This window comes from Rothia sp. HMSC071B01 (assembly GCF_001808945.1).
In the GTDB taxonomy this organism is placed as follows: Bacteria; Actinomycetota; Actinomycetes; order Actinomycetales; family Micrococcaceae; genus Rothia.
This window is the reverse complement of record NZ_KV795068.1, coordinates 1-17,863: the sequence shown is the minus strand read 5'-3', so window position 1 is coordinate 17,863 and position 17,863 is coordinate 1. Positions and strand designations below refer to the sequence as shown.

Here is a 17,863-nt window from a genome sequence, read left to right as displayed (position 1 = left end):
ACCCCCCCCCCCGAAAAATTTTGAAAAATTTTTAAAAATATGGGCGCCGGGAACCATACGTTCCCGGCGCCTACACCCTAGCTGTTCACACCTCAGCGGGGTTCAATTTAGAGGCGGAAGAAGCCTTCCACCGCGCGGGTCATGTACGCCATATCGTCCACATGGCACATCTCGCGCATCGAATGCATCGACAGCAGGCCAATACCCACATCCACAGTGCGCATACCCAGGCGAGTCGCCGTAATCGGGCCAATCGTCGAACCACACGGCATATTGTTATTCGACACGAACTCCTGATACGGCACGCCAGCCTTCGCACACGCCGCAGCAAACACGCCAGCACCCACCGAATCCGTCGCGTAACGCTGGTTCGCGTTAATCTTCAGCAACGGACCACCACCGGGCAGCGGCTGAACGGTCGGGTCGTGGTGACCCTGATAGTTCGGGTGCACCAGGTGACCGGCATCAGCCGACAGGCAGAACGACGCCGCCACCGAACGGCGGTACTCCTCCGTGCTCTCACCGCGCGCAGCCGAGAGGCGCACCAGAATATCCTCCAGGAACGGGCCAGCCGCACCACTACGCGACTCCGAACCGAGCTCCTCGTGGTCGAACGCCGCAAGCATCACGGTCTCGGTGGCGTGCTCGTCCGCGTTATCTGCAACGTAACGCTCCAGGGCGGTCAGACCCGCGTGCACCGAAGACAGGTTATCCAGTCGACCGGAAGCGAACAGCTCTTGATCCGCACCGAAGCGGCGCGGCGGCTGCGAATCAGCGAACAGCAGGTCGTAACCCACGATGTTCTGCGGGTCGACCGGCTCGCCATCAATCACATGCTTCGCCATGTAGCCGAGCACGTCATTCTCCGCGGGGTCCACACCCCACACGGGGTACATGTTGAACTGCTTGTCCAGCACCAGTTCGTTGCGCTTGTGGTCCAGGTGCGGCGCCAGCTGCGGGATGCGTGCAATCGGGCCGGTACGCACCAAGCGGTCCTTCAGCTCGCCGTCCTCCAAGACGGTGAGGCGACCCGCCACGCACAGCTCACGGTCGAGGAAGGAGTTCAGCAGTGCGCCGCCGTAATTCTCGACGGCAATCTGGTGCCAGCCCTTCGTGGTGATGGAGGAGGAGGGCTTGACCTTCAGGGAGGGCGAGTCGGTGTGCGCACCCAGCACGCGGTAGCCGCTTGCCTTCTGCGCCTTCGCGCCGCCGGCCCAGGCGATAATCGCGCCGTCACGGACGACGAAGTGGCGGCCGGTTGCAATCTGCGGGTCCCATGCTTCGGTCTCTACAAGCTCGGTGAAGCCCGCTGCTTGCAGGCGGCGCGCTACCGTGCGCGCGGCGAGGTAAGAGACCGGCGACTCCGCCACGAATGCGGCAAGGTCTTCAATATTTTTTACAGCATCAACAGTCATGGTTTAACCCTACCTTTTCTTGGGTGTTGACGGGGTGACCGGGGCTGGTAGTCCACGCGGCGTGGAGTAATAGCCCTGGTGAGGCTCGAATGGAGCGGGGTGGGCGGGCTGGGGTAGCTGAGCTAGAGCAACCCGCCAAATAGCCTATTTATCAACCTTGAGCAGTTGTGTTTCACGTGAAACCTCGCCGCGGCGAGCGCGCGCGTTGAAGATTAGGCAGGCGAGCACCACGTACACGCCTTCCAGTGCGATGCCCTGCAGCGCATCCACAGGGGTCACGCCCTCGGAGGCGAACGGATCCAGACCAGCCACCATGGACAGCAGCATCAGGATCACGTTATTTGCCACGTGCAGGCTGATGGAGGCTTCCAGACCGCCGGTGTACCAGCAGAGGAAACCCGCGTAAATACCCATCGCGAGAATCGTGCTCTGACCCCAGGGATCGTAGGCGTGGGAGAGCATGAACAGCACAGCGGGCAGCACAATCGGCAGCCAGGGGGTGCGGAGCCAGCGGCCCAGCATCTGCATCATGAAGCCGCGGTAGGCGAGCTCTTCGGCGTAGCACTGCACGGGTACCAGGAGTAGCATCATCGCCACATAAACCCAAAATTCAACCTGTGGAGGTTGAAAATAGCGGTATTCGGGCAGGCTCTCACCGCTCAACGCCAGCATCACGGCGTAGTAGATGCCGTAGACAGCGAAGCTCAAACCCAGGTACGGAAGCAGTAGCGAGCGGCGCAGGCGGCCCGCCACCGAATGGATCAGACCCCAGGGCTTCGGGCCCACAATCAGGCGCGCCAGAAAGAGCGAAGGCACAATGGCAATCAGGGAGAGGAACGTCAGGGCGAACAGCGCCGGGTGTTCCATAATGACGGCGCGGTTCGTAGCTACATCCTGGAGGGAAAGTCCCGAACCCATAATCGTCGCAGCCAGGGCGACTGAAATGATCAGGTTGAGGCCAATAAATACGGCGACGCCGAGCAGACCTTCCAGCAGGGGTGAGAACCAGCGGGATTTCGGGTCGGCGTGGGAGAGACGGTGGTAGGCAAGACCTGCAACAGGCGCAGGAGCAGCGGGGGTTCCGGCGGCTACCTGCGGGTGTGCGGGAGGCGGTGTCGTGTTCATTCTTTAATCCTAGCCTCCGCGGGCTCGATGGTGACCGGGCATACGGAAACCTTCAAGTACTGATTGATACGGAATGTTCCAAAACCATTGAAAAAGCCGTGAATAAGGCTAAAAACCCACCATTCACGGGGTTCATTTTCTGAACATATGCCATAATTTGTAGCGATAATACGCTCATATACATAGTCGCTGATGACCGCTCTTCCGGGGTGTTTTTTCAGCACCAGAAAGGCTGCTTTCTTATGGCACTCGTCTTCAATCCGCCGCCCAACTGGCCCGCTCCTCCTGCTGGATGGGCCCCCACTCCTACGTGGCGCCCCGACCCCGCGTGGGGTCCCGTTCCTGAAGGCTGGCAGCTGTGGGTCGAAGAGCCCGAGCCCGAACCCATTCAGGTTGAAGAGGCTACTATTGAGCCGCTGATTCCCGAGGAGCCCGCTGCCGAGGCGGCTCCCGCTGAGCAGGTTACTGAGCCTGTAGTTGCTGAGCCCGCTGTTGAGGCTGAGCAGCCCGCCGAAGCTGCAGCACCGCTGACCGTTGAGGACGTTGACCTGGAGCAGCTCGCCGCTGAGCTCGAAGGTGAGCAGGTCGTCGAGGTTCCGGAGGCGGCAGCACCCCAGGCTGAGGCATCCCACGTTGAGGCACAGCAGGTAGAGGCGCCCCACGTTGAGGCGTCCCAGGCTGAGTCCGCTGAGGAGTCCTCCGAGCCCAAGCCGATGCGTCACCTGACTCAGGTTCCGCTGACCGGCACCGCTCTGCCCGAGCAGGTTCTCGCATCCCAGTCTTCCGCAGTTGAAGAGCCTGCAGATGCAGAGCCCGCTGCTGAGGCTCCCGTAGCGCCGGTTGTCGAGCCTGTTGTTGCTGAGCAGGCTGCTTCCGAGCAGCCCGTTGAGGCGCACGTTGTTGAGGCTCCGGTTGCTGAGCCGGCACTGTCCGAGCCTGCTGTTTCCGAGCCCGCCGCTTCTGAGCCGGTCGTTTCCGAACCTGTTGCAGAGCCCGTTGTTGTTGAGCCCGTCGCCGAGGTTGCCCCCGAGGCACCGGTGGTAGCTGAACCGGTCGCTGAGGCTCCCGTTGCTGAAGCTCCTGTTGCTGAGGCTCCCGCCTCCACCGAAGAGGCTGCCCACACCATCGAGAGCTCCCCGTTCGTTGAGTTCCACACTCCGGAAACCGAGCGCACCGTCAACCTGTCCGAGCGCACCGTGAACCTCTCGGAACAGCCCGGTCAGAACATGCAGCCCGGCCAGAACGCGCAGGGCGGTCAGAACGCAGCGTTCATCCCGGCGGGTCAGGCACCGAACGGCTTCCAGCCGAACCAGGCTGATGGTTTCCAGGGTGAGGGCTTCCAGGGCCAGAACTTCCAGGGTGGCCAGTACCAGGGCCAGGGTTTCCAGGGTCAGGGCTTCCAGGACGGCCAGAACGTCCAGGGCGGTCAGTACCAGGGCAACCCCTACCAGGGTCAACCGTACAACGCTCAGCAGCCCTACGCAGGTCAGGTGTCCGATCAGGACCAGGCAACCGTGGCACTGAGCAACCCCTACGTCACCGAGCCTGCAGGTCAGGGCGAGGACGACTCCGAGAAGAAGGGTCTGTTCTCCGGCACTAAGATTTGGGGTGTTATCGGTGGTGCGCTGGCTCTGCTGATTGTTCTCATCCTGGCGATTGTCATGCTGATTCCGCGTGGCGGCTCGAACCCCGCCTCCGCTTCTTCCGAGTCGGCGAGCGCGGCGGCTACTTCCGCTGAGGCGTCCTCCGCGGCGGCATCCTCTGAGGCTTCTTCCGCAGCGCCCGCATCTGAGAGCGCGGCTTCGGCTTCTTCGGCAGCGCCGGTTGCTGCTGCTGAAGCGAAGATGCCCGAGGGTGAGTTCAAGGAATACAAGAAGACCGTCGCCGATAATAAGGACACCATCGACATTGAGAAGATCAAGGGCGATGTGTCCGCAGGCCTGCTCTACTACGAGTTCAAGCCCGCAGAGGGCGTGGTCAACGCCTTCATCACCAGCCGTGACGACAAGGGCAACATCACCGCAGGTCTGAGCGTTCTCGACTCCACCCGCGACGGCAAGGAGCTCAAGGGCACCGCATGGATTGACGCGAGCGGCCACTCCACCCCCACCCGCAAGCTGGAGCTGACCGGTAAGGGCGAGTGGACCATCCGCGTCTACGACGCAGACTCCGCACCCCACTACAAGAAGGGTGAGAAGTTCCAGAGCACCATGAACTACTACGCTTTCACCTACGAAGGCACCGAGGCAACCATGGAGTTCCAGACCAGCGGCCCGACCACCCGCGGCTTCACCGTTCTGAACGCGACCAAGAACGACCCGTTCTTCTCCTCGACCATTCCGACCGTGAAGAGCAGCATGCAGTGGGTTCAGAGCAACAAGAGCTACATGCAGGTTCGTACCGACTCCAACATTACTTGGAGCATCGGCACTAACTAACAGCGTGACTGACTAGGTCAGCAGGCTGGGTATAAAAGTATCCCCCGCACCCGTGATAGGTGCGGGGGATACTTTTATGCCGGTTTTTATACCGGGAGGCTATGCTCTGAGGTTCTGTCCGGTGGGCTTACGCCCTGCTGGATGCGCCCGCCGCCGCGGGCGAGCGACCGCCTCGAGCGGGCAGCCGCCGTGAGCGGGCGGTTTCTTTAGCGGGAGTACTTCGCCTCCGCCAGCTCGGCGCCCGCGGCGCGTGCCGCACGCTCCACCAGCTGACGATTCGCCAGGTACACAAAGAACGTCACCAGAATAAACAGGTACATCAGCTGGTACGGCATGGTGCCAGCCATCAGGCCCAGGGAGCCTTCCGGCACCATCAGAATCTGATCCGCGTTGAAGTGCGGGGAGAACGCCAGCACAATCCAGAACGGTGAAATGTACATGCCCACCAGCGCCGCGGTCGCCAAGATAACAGCCAGCGTGAAGACGAAGGAACTGACCCGCTGGTACATGAGCGGGAAGATTTCCATGACCACGGCGGCGAGCATCAGCGGGTACCAGGTGTTGTGGTGCGACCAGCTAATCGGCGAAATCTGCAGCATCATGAACGCGGTCAGCGCCAGCTGCGCCATGAGTGCGCGGGCACGAATCAGCGGAACCAACAGAACCGCCGTGACCAGCACAATCAGCAGAGTCAACGCCACCTGCACCACCGACAGGGCGGTAGCCGTCAGGTGATGCTGCAGGCCCGCATGGGTCAGCGTACCCATAATCGACACGTTATCGAAGTAGCTGAACCAGCCCACACGCGAAGTGTCACGCACCGCGTGGAACCAGAACGTCAGCGACTCCTCACGGATCACCAGGAAGCCGATACCCACGGTCGCAGCGAAGCTGGCACCCAGGGTCGCGATGCCCTTCCAGTCCTTACGCATGAGCAGCAGCAGACCGAACGCGAGCGGGGTCAGCTTAATACCCGCCGCAATACCCAGCAGCACACCGCGCGGAACGCGGGTTGCCGGGCGCATAAAATCGGCGAGAATCAGCATCAGAATGATGGCGTTAATCTGCCCAAAATGCGTGGTCAAACGCCACGGGCCGCACATCCAAATCAGCGCCGCAATCAGCGACACCATACCCCAATGACCCAGGTGCTTCTGCAACGGCAGACGCCACGAGCGGCTACGCGCGTAGGAGTACAACAGGTACGCGCACCAGTAGCAGAGCGCGCAAATAATGGCGGTAATCAGCAGCATGCTCTGCGGCTCGGTGAGGAACGCGAGCGGGTAGAAGAGCAACGCCGCAAACGGTGGGTAGGTGAACGGCAGGCCGCGCGTGCGGAAGGTGTACAGCTGGTAGCCGTCCGGGCCGTCCGCGAGGGAGACCGCACCCAGGCGGTACACGTAAATATCGTCAGCCGCCGCGTGCGTCACGTAGTCGAAGGCGTAGAGGGCAACCAGGATGAACAGCAGGTGCGCCCAGAGAGCGCCGCTACGCATGCCGGGGATGCGGTCAAAGAAACCTGGACGCGCAGGTTTTGTGGGCTGTTTCGCGGTTTCTTCGGCGACTTCTTCCTTTGCCGCTTTTTCCGCGGTGGTTGCCGGAGCTGCGGCTGCCTCTGCGGCGGGCTCCTCAACGGGCTCAGCGCTCTCAACAGCCGGCGCGGATTCAGCAACAGAAGCCGAAGCCCACGGGATTATAGGTGCTACCGCCTCGGTATTCTCCGCGGTCTTCACTACGCTCTTCGCGGTGTTCTTATCAGTATTCACAGGGGTCTTTTCTAGCTCCTTGTCGCGGCTCACGCGGTTGCCTCACGAGAAGCAGCGGCACGCACAGACTGGGCGCTCTCGGACACCAGGGCGCGAGCGCCCCACCAGCCCAGAGGCGCATCGCTACGCACGGAACCGTACTGCACGGGCTCAACCTTCGCACCACGCACCGGCGCGCTCAGAGCGGCAACAGACCAGAGCGTCATCGTCACCCATAGGCAGAACGCGGGAATAGCCGAAACCGCCAACGCGCCCGGGGCCAGCTGTTCCAAACCATCAGCGCTACCGTGGAACCAGGACGCAATCCTAATCGGCGACAGGTACAGGCCCAGCACGGCAACCACCGCGAACACGGTCGCTGTCACCCGCAGCCACGCCGGCTGAACCGCAAAATAGGTGGGGAACGCATCCATGATGAACACGGCAGCCAGCAGGGGCAGCAGCACGTTGTGGTGCGACCAGCTAATCGGCGACAGCGCCACCATCAGGGAGGCGGTCACCGCCACCTGCGCCAGCGCGGCACCGCGGCGTTCCAGCTGGTACAGCAGCGCGGCAGTCAGCCCAATCGTGACCAGCGCCAGGGCGTAGTAGACGGGCTTCGCGGCGCTCTCAGAGAGACCAAAGTGCAGCAGCCAACCCTGAATCGAGACGTTATCCACAAAGTTCAGTCCACCCACACGGGAGGGGTTCGTCAGCGCAGAGAACCAGAACTCCGGCGCGTCCTTAGGCATCAGAATGAAGCCCAACGCGATGGTGCCAAAGAACGTCGCACCCAGGGTCGCAATGCCCTTCCAGTCGCGGCGGACCAGCAGAATCAGGCCAAACACGAGCGGGGTCAGCTTCACGCCGCCCGCAATACCAATGAGCACGCCACGCGGCACGCGGGTCGCCGGGCGCACAAAATCGGCAAGAATCAGCGCCGTAATGAACGGGTTAATCTGAATCAGGTCCAGGGTGCGCTGCCACGGCCCCGCCGAAACCACCAGAATAGTCAGCACCGCAATCGTGCCCGCACGACCAAAGTACTGCTGCAGGGGCAGTTCGCGACCGCGCGCATTCACATAGTTGTAAATGATCGTGGAAATCCACCACGCCACCACAGCCGAACCGACCACCATAATGACCTTGCCAACTTCCAGCGGAATAAAAGCGAACGGCAAGAACAGCATCGCCGCGAACGGCGGGTACGTGAACGGCGGCTTAATCACGCCGTGATCGTTCAGGGTCGGGGAGTATAGGTCCTGGGTAAAGCCCTCGTTATCGAAAATGGTCATCGCACCCAGACGGTAAATGGAGAAGTCCATACCGCTGAAGGGGTTGGTGAGCATTTTGACGACGTATCCACCGCCAACAATGAGGATGAGTGCCACAATAGCGATTTTTCCCCAGATGGGGGTGGTGGAGTCAGTCCTTGTCACGAGGTGTTTGTCCTTACCTTGGTGCCGGCGGATGCGCGCGTAGGGTGGGCGGGCATCTGATTTTGGAATCCTAATAGTTTATCGCGCGCACCTGTGAAGGGTGCATTGGAGAGAAGATTCACAGGGGGAGAACCGCTCGAGCGCGCAGGCACAACTATCACGATATGAGCCGCCTTCATATGCACGTCATGTCTTCAAAATTGGTACTATCCGGGCAATATAATGGGCTTATTGGCACCCACCCCACCGCAGGGGTACCGGGTGCCGACCCGCACACCGACGTCCACGAACAACCAGCAGTGAAAGCAGTGATCACGTGAGTGAACATCTCGGCACCCCACCCGAAGGTGAGAACACGAGCGGCAAGCCCGCAGGCGCAAACGTCTCCGGAGGCGGCTCCTCCGGCCTGAGCATTGGCGCGCGCCCGGCTGATGTGCCCGGCGCGAACCTCACCCCCGAAGAGATTGCACGCCGCGCATCCGGTCGCGGTACGTGGCACCGTCGCGCCTCCAAGCCGGTCTCTCACTGGATGTTTACCCTTGTCGCCGTGCTTCTGTTGCATAAGTTCATCCCGAATAGCGGCTGGCTGCTGGTGCACATTGTCACCCTCGGTCTGATTACGAACTCGATTCTGATTTGGTCTCAGCATTTCACTGAGGCGCTCATGAAAATCAAGATTCCTGACGAGCACCGCGGAACCCAGGTGCGCCGCATCTTCATTCTGAACGCCGGTATTCTCGTGCTCATGATCGGCATGGTCGGTCAGCTGAGCGTGCCTGGCCTCTACGCCGCCACGGTGGTGGGCGCCCTCATTGTCGGTTCGATGGTCGCCTGGCACGGCATCTACCTGCTGAAGCAGGTGCGTCAGGCTCTGCCGTCGCGGTTCGGTGTGACCATTCGCTTCTACATTGTTGCGGCGCTGCTGCTGCCTCTCGGTGCGGCGTTTGGCGGCATGATTGCCTACCCGAACCTGTCCGGCACCCTGCATTCGCAGTTCCTGCTCGCGCACGAGGCAGTGAACGTGCTCGGCTTCGTCGGTATTACCGCGGTGGGTACGCTGGTGACGTTCTGGCCGACCATGCTGCGCACGAAGATGGTTGATAAGGCGCTCACCCACAGTCTGCGTGCCCTGTACCTGATGTGCGGCGGCCTGGTATTGTCGCTGATCGGCGCGATTTTTGGGATGCGTCCGCTTGCTGCTGCCGGCCTGGTCGTCTACCTGGTTGCCCTGCTGATTGTCGCCTGGGTGATGGTGCGTACCCTGCGCACCAAGCGCCCGAACGAGTACCCGCCCATGAGCGTCGGTATGGGCTTCCTCTGGCTGATTGTTGGTGTAGCAGCGACCGCCTACCTGGTGGCGACCGTCCCCTTCGCGCAGCTGGACATGCGCGCCGTGACCCCCATCTTTGTGGTCGGCTTCCTGCTGCAGCTGCTGCTCGGCGCGATGAGCTACCTGCTCCCCCAGCGTATGGGCGGTGGCCCTGCGGTGGTTCGCGCCTCCAACAAGGAGTTCAGCCGTTTTGCTGCTGCCCGCGTGACCGCCGTGAACCTGGCGCTGCTCATCTTCATGATGCCCAGCTCCATGGTGGGCCAGTCCATTAAGATTGCCGTCGCTATCGTGGGTGCGTTGGCGCTCATGGCGTTCATTCCGCTGATGGTGCGCGGCGTGAAGGCGTCCGTGAATACCCGCAAGGAAATGATGGCAGCACGCGCCCGCGGCGAGAAGCCCGTCTTCAACCAGGAGGCGCTCACCCCGGAGCCCGTCCCGCATGCCAAGCAGAGCTTCCAGGCGGCGTTGGCGGTTGCCATGGCGTTCCTGCTGGGCTTCGCCGTGAACCCGTCCGCGCTGAACCTGCCGTCGTTCTCCTCGGCAGGTTCCGTGGCTGCAACCGGTCAGACCACCACCGTGCAGGTGAAGGCGACCAGCAACTACCGTTTCACCCCCGCCGAGGTGGAGGTCCCCGCAGGTAACCGCCTGGTCGTCGAGGTCACCAACGACGACCAGAGCATGACCCACGACCTGACCTTCGACAACGGCGCAACCACCGGCACCATCAACCCCGGCGAAACGAAAACCGTCGACGCCGGCATCATCAGCGCCGACCAGGAAGCCTACTGCTCCGTAGCGGGCCACCGCTCCCTGGGCATGGTGTTTAAGGTGAAGGCGACCGGCGCCTCCGCAAACCAGGTGGCGCAGGGCGGCCACAACCACGGTTCTGCGGGCACCCACAACCACGCGGCGTCGGGTAGCACCCCGACCCTCATGACCGTTGCGAACAGCAGGATTGACATGTCCGCAGCGCCCGGCAGCGGCTACAAGTACCGCGACCCGAACATCCCGGCACCGAACACCGCCACGCAGGTGAACGGCAAGACCGTCCGCAAGGTCACCCTGGAAGTTGAGGAAGTCGACCGCGAGGTGGCGCCCGGCGTGACCGTTCACATGTGGACGTTCAACGGGCAGAACATGGCACCGATTCTGCGCGGCAAGGTCGGCGACATTTTTGAAATTACACTCATCAATAACGGCACGATGGGCCACTCGCTGGACTTCCACGCGGGCATGGTGTCCCCCGATAACACGATGAAGACCATCGCCCCCGGTGAGCGTCTCGTCTACCGTTTTGAGGCGAAGGGTGCCGGTATCTGGCTGTACCACTGCGGCACCGCCCCGCTGAGCCTGCACATGACCCAGGGCATGTACGGCGCGGTCATCATTGACCCGGCGGACCTTGACCCGGTCGATCATGAGTACGTGATGGTTCAGGGCGAGGCGTACCTGCACGACACCGGCAAGACCGCCTCCGACGGTAACAAGCTGGCGGAGAACTCGCCGGAGCTGATTGCGGCGGGCACCCCCACGCTGACCATGTTCAACGGCCACGCAACCCAGTACAAGGCGAAGCCGCTGCAGGTGAAGAAGGGCGAGCGTATCCGTGTTTGGGTAATGGCTGCGGGCCCGAACCACGGCACGAGCTTCCACGTGGTCGGTTCGCAATTCGACACGGTCTACAAGGAGGGCGGCTACCTGATGCGCCGCGGCGCGGACGCATTCGGTAGCCGTGACGGCCACAGCCAGGCACTCGATTTGGCGCCCGCTCAGGGCGGCTTCGTGGAGATGCAGTTCCTAGAGTCTGGCACGTACACGTTCGTGAACCACTCCTTCTCGGAGATGGAGCGCGGTGCCGCCGGCAAGATCGTGGTCACTGACCGCTAATAGTCACTGACCGCTAGTAGTGGCTGCCCGCTAAACCCTCACGCTGGCGCTTCTAGCGCCCCGTGAGAGGTCGACCCCGCCCGGTGCATCCTGCGAATGGATGCGCCGGGCGGGGTCTTTCTGCGCTGTCTTGCTGTGCCGCCTTTCGGCGCCGTCTTTCTGCCCCGCACAAGCCCCTACAGAGCCGATACAGAGCCAGCCCAGAGCCCCTGCACACGCCTGCACACGCCCCAGCAGGAGCCTTCACGCACATCGGCGAACTATGCTTTTAGCCTCATGGGCGAACTTTTCTTAGCCAGGAGCGGGCATGGTGCGCTAGTCTATAGGAATGGCAGATAGCACTTCGAGCGCCTCTTCCGAGCGCAGCGCTACGGGCGCCAACAACCACACCTCCGCTTCGGCGGACGCACAGACTTCCCCTCGGCAGCGTAAAGCTTTCCCGCTTCGCTTTCTCGCCGGGGCACTTGCGCATTGGCAGATTATTGCCTCTGCGGTTCTTTTGGGTGGCGGTGTTGCCGGCCTGGCGGCCACCTATGACGACTATTGCGGTATGACGGAGCTTTCGTATGCTCCGGCGGCTCTCCGATCCGATTTTGAGGAGGGCTCTAAGGTGGCGGGTTTCCGCCCCGGCGTGCTGGCGGCGCAGATTGAGACTGAGAGCCACTGGCGTGTGGGCGTTGTGTCCCACCAGGGCGCTAAGGGTATTGCACAGTTCACTGATGATGCGTGGAGCGGCGGGCACTACAGCTTCGGCAATGGCGGTAATGTTCTGAACCCGCACGATGCGATTGCGGCGCAGGCACGCTACCTGGGTGAGTTGCGTACTCGTTTGGTGAAGTACGCCTCCAATGAGGATGAGCTGCAGGATGTGGTTCTCGCCGGTTATAACGCGGGTCCGGGTTCTGTGGAGAAGTACGGCGGTGTTCCCCCGTATGAGGAGACTCAGAATTATGTGAAGTCGATTCGCGAGCTGGCGGATACCAAGTACAAGCTGACCTGCTCTCCCGAGTACCAGTTCAAGCAGGCGAAGTTGAGCTTCGTGAATGGTGTGACTCCGGCGATGGCTGGTGTGCATGCGGACGGTACGCCGCTGTCCACCGAGGAGTCGGCGAGCGCGGCGGCGGAGGTTTCCGCCTCGGCATCTGCAAGCGCTTCGGCTCGTCCGTCTGCGAGCGGTTCTGCGGGTTCTTCGGTGAAGCCTTCGGCAACGAGTTCCGGCCGCTAAATTCAGCTTTTTGGATAGTCCACTAGGCTATATAGCCGTCAGGGAATATTCCGTTTTATCTATAGTGAGCGGCTGATACCGGCCACCGCTCCCCTACTATTCACTCTTATATTTACTCTTAACAGCGCGAGGCGCCGACCCCCATTCTCGGGGTTCGGCGCCTCGCACTTTTTAGAGCTGGAGCGTGCCTAGTTGAAGATGGCGCGCACGACCGAGTAGCCGGAGACCGGGTACACAGCGTTCACGGTTGCGGGCTTCTCGCTCTCGTCCGCGATCTCAATGGACTCGGTGCCGCGCAGCAACTCCTCGAGCAGGATGCGCAGTTCCAGGCGTGCCAGGGGCGCACCGGGGCAGACGTGGATGCCGTCGCCGTACACGAGGTTGCGGGACTGGTCGCGGTGCGGGTTGTAGGTGAGGGCGTCTTCGAAGGCGTCCTCGTCGCGGTTGGCGCTTGCCCAGTTGATGGTCACGCGGGAGCCAGCGGGCAGGGTGCGGCCGCCGAGTTCGGTGTCCTGAGTGGTGATGCGGCGGTTGGTGACGAGGGTGTCTTCGAGTCGCATGATTTCTTCGACGGCGAGGGCGATTTCGCTGCGGTCATCGAGTGCGTTGCCGTCGGCGAGGGATGCACGCAGGCGGTCCTGCTCGGCGCGGTTGCGTGCCAGGAAGTTGACGAATACACCCACGGTTGCGGAGACGGTGGACAGCTCACCCACGGTCCAGTTGCGGATGAGGCTGACGATTTCTTCGTCGGTCATGGTACGGGGTTCTTCGCCGGGCAGCTGCACGGTGTCGGTGAGCAGTTCGGCGGTGACGTCCTTAGGGTTGCCGGCGGCAGCGTCCTCGCGGCGTTCGTCGAGGAGCTGGCGGATGTAGCCGTCGAATTCGAGGGCGACCTTAGCGATTTCTTCGCGGTCGCGGCGCAGGGTGGCGACGCGGTTCTTTTCGATCCATTCGGTGAGGGGCTGTTCGAGGCATGCGGGCCAGCCCATGAAGGCGTTCTGCACACGCATTGCGTATGCCTGACCGAAGCCCTGCATGACGTCTACCTCTTCGCCGCGGGGCAGTTCTGCGATGAGGGCCTTCACGGCGTCGCGGATGACGGGTGCGAACTTTTCGAGGCGTTCGGGGGTGAAGTACTTGTCGTTGACGGCGCGGAAGGTGGTGTGTTCGGGTGCGTCCATGCCGTTGGGGACGGCGATGTGGCGGGTGGAGACGACGTTGGAGTAGATTTCGGGGTGGTCGAGTACGTGCTGTACGTCGGCGTTTTTGAAGACGGAGTAGCCCATGAATTCGTCGTGGGCGACAGGGCAACGGCGGCGCATTGCGTCGTAGGCAGCTACCTGGTCCTTCTGGACCTCTTCGCTTCGGAGGTCCCAGTCGTTGTGTACGTTCTCAGTCATTGTTCACCCGTGTTCGTTATAGAGTTGTGGCGTGCTGGATGCGGGCGTCCGGGCGATGCGCGTGGGGCAGGGTCGGGCGTGCATTTCAGCACGTGAATCCATTACTTGTTCTTTGACCGTATCACTTATGGGTTGGTGGCGCAGGGTAGGGGTTCCTTGCTTCTCATTCAACGAACAGCGCGGTCGGGGCAGCACTACAACCCATCACGCTGACTCACTCTATAGGCCGCGGTAGACTTCTCGCCGATGCCCGACTCGGAAAACTTCAACAACAACCGCACCGTTATCAATGGTGTACAGAATGCGGTAATTCCCTACTCGTGCCCTGTACCCTTCTTCGCCCTGTAGCTTCTTGACTCCCGTCATGTATGGGTCATCACCAAGGGACCGGAGGCAGGCGATAATTTTCTCGAAGACTGCCCGGTCTTCTCGTTGGATTTTCTTCAGTTCTTTCGCTGCTTTGCGCGTCAATTCGACCCGGTACGCGGGGTTTGAGAGATGGTTTGCAGTCATCTGCATCCTTCAGGCAGAGCTTTAAATCTTAACCTCAACCTTAGCAGAAAAAGTGTACACTTTTTACATACTTTACATTGTAGTACTATATAAACTATATAAGTAGCCCCCTGGATGGAATCTGCACAGGAACTATCCTCGGAGCTAACGGACAAACCCCAGAAAGGAACCAGTCATGACTGTCACCACTCACCGGACTCGTTCCAATGTCACGACTCTTAAAGAACTCCGCGACAACCTCGGAACCAAAGTCAACGAAGCCGTATTTTCCGGCGAACGTCCGCTCATCAGCCGCAATGGTAAGACTGTTGCCGCGCTCATCTCCTACGAAGATTTGAAGCTACTGGAAGAGTACGAAGAGCTCCTCGACATTGAGGCTCTTCGCAAGGCGCGCGCCGAAGATGACGGCTACCGCATCGGCCTCGACGAGTTCCTCGCAGAGAACCCTGCAGACTAGTCATTCAACGCATATTGCGAGGCGGGTAGCACCTCCACAGGGAGGGGCCGCCCGCCTCATGCGTTTCTAAAGCCGCCGGGTTTAGCGCCCGCGTGCGGAGGGGTAGATGCTACCGTCCATCACGCCGCGCTCCACCTGCTCCAGGCTCACGCCGCGAGTCTCCGGCAGGTTGCGGAACATCAGCAACGCAATGACCACGTTCACCACGGCAAAGCCGATGAAGGAGCCGGTCAGACCGACCGCACCCAGAATCACGGGGAACGCCAGCGACAGCACACCATTCATCATCCAGCCGCTAAACGCCGAAATGCCCATACCCGCCGCACGCACACGCAGCGGGAACAGCTCACTCATAATCACCCACGTCGACACGTTCAGGCAGGTCTGCATCGCGCCCACAAAGCAGACGATGAGCACCAGCAGAATCCAGGGACGCGCCGCATTATCGGCGGGTAGCAGCATGGATGCGCCCGCAATCAGCACGTGGAAAAACGCGGTCGAGCTATAGCCGGTAATGACCATGACGCGGCGCGGTACACGCTCCATCAGGCGTAGCGACAGGATGGAGCCGAGCACCGCAATCGTACCCGGCGCAATATTCGCAATGAGCGCCGCAGATTCGCTGAAACCAGCTTCCTTGAGCACCTTAATGCCGTAGTACATAATCGAGTTGATGCCGGTCAGCTGCTGGCCCGCGCCGACCAGAATACCGACGAGCAGGATGCGCACGAACCAGCCGCGCACGCCCACGCTTTCCTTAGCTGCCGCATCGTTCTGGGAGCTGGTTTCCGCCTGAAGGGTGCGCTCAATATCGGCAATCTCAGCCTCAGCACGCTCGGCGGAGCGGATGCGCTTCATCACCTCAAGAGCCTGTTCACGCTTGCCGACGCGCAGCAGCCAGCGCGGCGACTCGGGCACTCGCAGCATACCGATGAACAGGCCGATGGCGGGCAGGGTGCAGATGGCGAACATCCAGCGCCACACGCCGTCGTGTTCGCCCCATACGTTGCCGATGAGGGCGTTCACGATGAACGCGGCAAGCTGACCGCCCACGACCATGAGCTCGTTGCGGCCGGAGAGGGAGCCTCGAATTTCGTAGGGTGCGAGCTCTGCGAGGAATACGGGCACTACGGCGGAGGCGCCGCCGACCGCCAGGCCGAGCAGGGTGCGTCCGGTGATGAGTACGGCGACATTGGGTGCAAACACGCAGGTCAGGGCACCAATGAAGAAGATGGTGGAGAGCCCAATGATGGTGGTTCGGCGGCCGAACCGGTCAGAGATGCGGCCGCATCCGAGTGCGCCGATAGCGGCGGCGAAGGCGAGCGATCCGGTGACCCAGCCTTGGGTGGTGGAGTCCATGCCGAGTTCGCGGCTCATGGGTTCGAGCGCGCCGTTGATCACTCCGGTGTCGTAGCCGAAGAGCAGACCGCCGAAGGTGGCGATGAGTGCAATAATGCCGAGGTATCGACTGTGCTTCCCGGTGCCCAGAGGGGGCAGGGTGGAGGCGGTGCTCTGTGCGCTCATGGTGTCCTTTGATGTGCCGGTGGCGGGTGGTCCTGCCGGAGCTGGTTCCAGGCGGCAGGGGTGGGTACATAGGTAAGGTGAGGTGCGTCAGGTTAGACGCACCTCACCTAATCCTAGCGAAAACGTTCGGCGGGTGATATTTATTTCTCACCACGGACATTTTTCAGCGTATATTACGGCCAACATATGCGACCGCATGAGTGCCCCTTTAAGAAGGAGCACCGTTTAGAACAGCGCGATCTTCTCGGGTGCGGGGAAGATGGCGTCCAGGGCGGCGAGGTCCTCAGCGTCGAAGCGCAGGCATGCCGCCTGTGCGTTGGCGCGCACCTGTTCGGCGCTGGTTGCACCGGCAATGACGGAGGTGACCGGCGACTGCTGCGCGAGCCAGGAGAACGCCGCCTGCACCTCGGTGATGCCGCGTTCGGTGCAGAAGCTGTGGAAGGCTTCGAGCTGGTCCCAGTTGGCGGCGTCGAGCACGTTCTTCTTGGAGTGGGACAGGCGCGAACCGGCGGGAATGTTGTCGCGGCGGTACTTGCCGGTCAGCAGGCCGTTAGCGAGTGGGAAGTACGGCAGCACACCCATGCCGAAGTGCCGTGCGGCGGGCAGGATTTCGAGTTCTGCGCGGCGGTCGAGCAGGTTGTAGTGGTTTTCAGCGACGATGAACCGTTCGGTGCCGAGTTCGTGGGCGCAGTGTTCGGCGTGGGCGAGCTGCCAGCCGGAGAAGTTGGAGTGGCCCAGGTAGCGGACTTTGCCGTCGCGTACGAGCTGGTCGAGGGCGCTGAGGGTTTCTTCAATGGGGGTGTTGGGGTCGGGGCTGTGGTAGAAGTACAGGTCGATGTAGTCGGTGCCGAGGCGGCGGAGGGAACCTTCGACGGCGCGCATGATGTAGCGGCGGGATCCGCGAGCGTTGCGGGCGTTGCCGTTGAGGTCGCCGACGGGCAGACCGAATTTGGTGACGATGGTCAGTTCGTCGCGGTCGAGGCCGAGCTGGGTGAGGGCGGTGCCGAACATGGTTTCGGAGAGGCCGGGTTCGGCGCCGTAGAGGTCGGCGATGTCGAAGAAGCTGATGCCGGCGTCGACTGCGGCGGCGATGACTTCGTTGGTGCCTTCTTGGGTGCGGGTGGGGGTGCCGGGGCGGCCGAGGTTGTTGCAGCCGATGCCGACGCTGGGTACGACGAGGCCGGAGTTGCCGAGCCTGCGGTAGACGGGAGATTCAATGCGTTCCATGCTTTTAACTCTACGTTGTGTGGGTATGTTGCGGGGTTATTTCCCCTCCAGTTGGGAGGCGAAGAGCTTTCTGAAGCGTGATGTAGGGTCGGTTGTTAGGTCTTGGTAGGTTCCTTGCTCCACCACACACCCACCATC

At 61.7% G+C, this 17,863-nt stretch carries 12 protein-coding genes; 4 read left to right on the top strand and 8 right to left on the bottom strand.

The genetic code is table 11. The features are described 5' to 3' along the window. Positions 1-107 precede the first annotated feature (107 nt). Together HMPREF2527_RS00975 and HMPREF2527_RS00970 are read right to left on the bottom strand one after the other, a co-directional pair. On the bottom strand, positions 108-1,415 hold the full coding sequence (locus HMPREF2527_RS00975; protein WP_070505740.1) for a M18 family aminopeptidase: 1,308 nt from the start codon (positions 1,413-1,415) through the stop codon (positions 108-110). Positions 1,416-1,559: 144 nt separating this feature from the next. After that, complete coding sequence (locus tag HMPREF2527_RS00970; protein ID WP_070505738.1) at positions 1,560-2,540, bottom strand: CPBP family intramembrane glutamic endopeptidase; 981 nt, start codon at positions 2,538-2,540, stop codon at positions 1,560-1,562. 242 nt (positions 2,541-2,782) lie between these two features. On the opposite strand from HMPREF2527_RS00970, the gene HMPREF2527_RS00965 reads away from it, so the two are divergent. Further along, the gene (locus tag HMPREF2527_RS00965; RefSeq protein ID WP_070505736.1) at positions 2,783-4,978 is read left to right on the top strand and encodes a hypothetical protein; all 2,196 of its coding nucleotides are present in this window, start codon (positions 2,783-2,785) and stop codon (positions 4,976-4,978) included. A 206-nt stretch (positions 4,979-5,184) separates the two neighbouring features. Here the strand turns inward: HMPREF2527_RS00965 and HMPREF2527_RS00960 are convergent, their stop codons facing one another. Together HMPREF2527_RS00960 and HMPREF2527_RS00955 are read right to left on the bottom strand one after the other, a co-directional pair. Further along, on the bottom strand, positions 5,185-6,777 hold the full coding sequence (locus HMPREF2527_RS00960; protein ID WP_246824743.1) for a glycosyltransferase 87 family protein: 1,593 nt from the start codon (positions 6,775-6,777) through the stop codon (positions 5,185-5,187). Continuing rightward, a complete protein-coding gene (locus tag HMPREF2527_RS00955; RefSeq protein WP_070505734.1) occupies positions 6,774-8,162 on the bottom strand; it encodes a glycosyltransferase 87 family protein in 1,389 nt (462 codons plus the stop codon). Before HMPREF2527_RS00955 ends, HMPREF2527_RS00960 begins: the two co-directional genes overlap by 4 nt. A gap of 316 nt (positions 8,163-8,478) precedes the next feature. On the opposite strand from HMPREF2527_RS00955, the gene HMPREF2527_RS00950 reads away from it, so the two are divergent. Next, the gene (locus tag HMPREF2527_RS00950) at positions 8,479-11,379 is read left to right on the top strand and encodes a multicopper oxidase domain-containing protein (protein WP_070505732.1); all 2,901 of its coding nucleotides are present in this window, start codon (positions 8,479-8,481) and stop codon (positions 11,377-11,379) included. Positions 11,380-11,707: 328 nt separating this feature from the next. After that, a complete protein-coding gene (locus HMPREF2527_RS09945; RefSeq protein WP_070505730.1) occupies positions 11,708-12,604 on the top strand; it encodes a lytic transglycosylase domain-containing protein in 897 nt (298 codons plus the stop codon). Between the two features lie 188 nt (positions 12,605-12,792). On the opposite strand, the gene HMPREF2527_RS00940 is transcribed toward HMPREF2527_RS09945, so the two are convergent. Both HMPREF2527_RS00940 and HMPREF2527_RS00935 read right to left on the bottom strand, forming a co-directional pair. Beyond that, the gene (locus HMPREF2527_RS00940) at positions 12,793-14,004 is read right to left on the bottom strand and encodes a cytochrome P450 (RefSeq protein WP_049327433.1); all 1,212 of its coding nucleotides are present in this window, start codon (positions 14,002-14,004) and stop codon (positions 12,793-12,795) included. A 219-nt stretch (positions 14,005-14,223) separates the two neighbouring features. Continuing rightward, positions 14,224-14,517, bottom strand: a complete 294-nt coding sequence (locus tag HMPREF2527_RS00935) for a type II toxin-antitoxin system RelE family toxin (RefSeq protein WP_070505728.1) — start codon at positions 14,515-14,517, stop codon at positions 14,224-14,226. Between the two features lie 175 nt (positions 14,518-14,692). Between HMPREF2527_RS00935 and HMPREF2527_RS00930 the strand changes: the two genes are divergently transcribed. Further along, positions 14,693-14,974: a type II toxin-antitoxin system prevent-host-death family antitoxin gene (locus HMPREF2527_RS00930; RefSeq protein WP_005509047.1), complete on the top strand. Its 282-nt coding sequence runs from the start codon at positions 14,693-14,695 to the stop codon at positions 14,972-14,974. Between the two features lie 81 nt (positions 14,975-15,055). Here the strand turns inward: HMPREF2527_RS00930 and HMPREF2527_RS00925 are convergent, their stop codons facing one another. Both HMPREF2527_RS00925 and HMPREF2527_RS00920 read right to left on the bottom strand, forming a co-directional pair. Then, positions 15,056-16,498 (bottom strand): sugar porter family MFS transporter, encoded by a 1,443-nt coding sequence (locus tag HMPREF2527_RS00925; protein ID WP_070505726.1) that lies wholly within the window; start codon positions 16,496-16,498, stop codon positions 15,056-15,058. Between the two features lie 225 nt (positions 16,499-16,723). Continuing rightward, positions 16,724-17,725 (bottom strand): aldo/keto reductase, encoded by a 1,002-nt coding sequence (locus HMPREF2527_RS00920; RefSeq protein WP_070505724.1) that lies wholly within the window; start codon positions 17,723-17,725, stop codon positions 16,724-16,726. Positions 17,726-17,863 lie beyond the last annotated feature (138 nt).

Bases quoted from the DNA above. Each gene is read 5' to 3' on its own strand.
- HMPREF2527_RS09945 (WP_070505730.1), top strand. From the start codon at position 11,708: ATGGCAGATAGCACTTCGAGCGCCTCTTCCGAGCGCAGCGCTACGGGC.
- HMPREF2527_RS00930 (WP_005509047.1), top strand. From the start codon at position 14,693: ATGACTGTCACCACTCACCGGACTCGTTCCAATGTCACGACTCTTAAA.
- HMPREF2527_RS00965 (WP_070505736.1), top strand. From the start codon at position 2,783: ATGGCACTCGTCTTCAATCCGCCGCCCAACTGGCCCGCTCCTCCTGCT.
- HMPREF2527_RS00970 (WP_070505738.1), bottom strand. From the start codon at position 2,540: ATGAACACGACACCGCCTCCCGCACACCCGCAGGTAGCCGCCGGAACC.
- HMPREF2527_RS00940 (WP_049327433.1), bottom strand. From the start codon at position 14,004: ATGACTGAGAACGTACACAACGACTGGGACCTCCGAAGCGAAGAGGTC.
- HMPREF2527_RS00925 (WP_070505726.1), bottom strand. From the start codon at position 16,498: ATGAGCGCACAGAGCACCGCCTCCACCCTGCCCCCTCTGGGCACCGGG.
- HMPREF2527_RS00920 (WP_070505724.1), bottom strand. From the start codon at position 17,725: ATGGAACGCATTGAATCTCCCGTCTACCGCAGGCTCGGCAACTCCGGC.
- HMPREF2527_RS00935 (WP_070505728.1), bottom strand. From the start codon at position 14,517: ATGACTGCAAACCATCTCTCAAACCCCGCGTACCGGGTCGAATTGACG.
- HMPREF2527_RS00975 (WP_070505740.1), bottom strand. From the start codon at position 1,415: ATGACTGTTGATGCTGTAAAAAATATTGAAGACCTTGCCGCATTCGTG.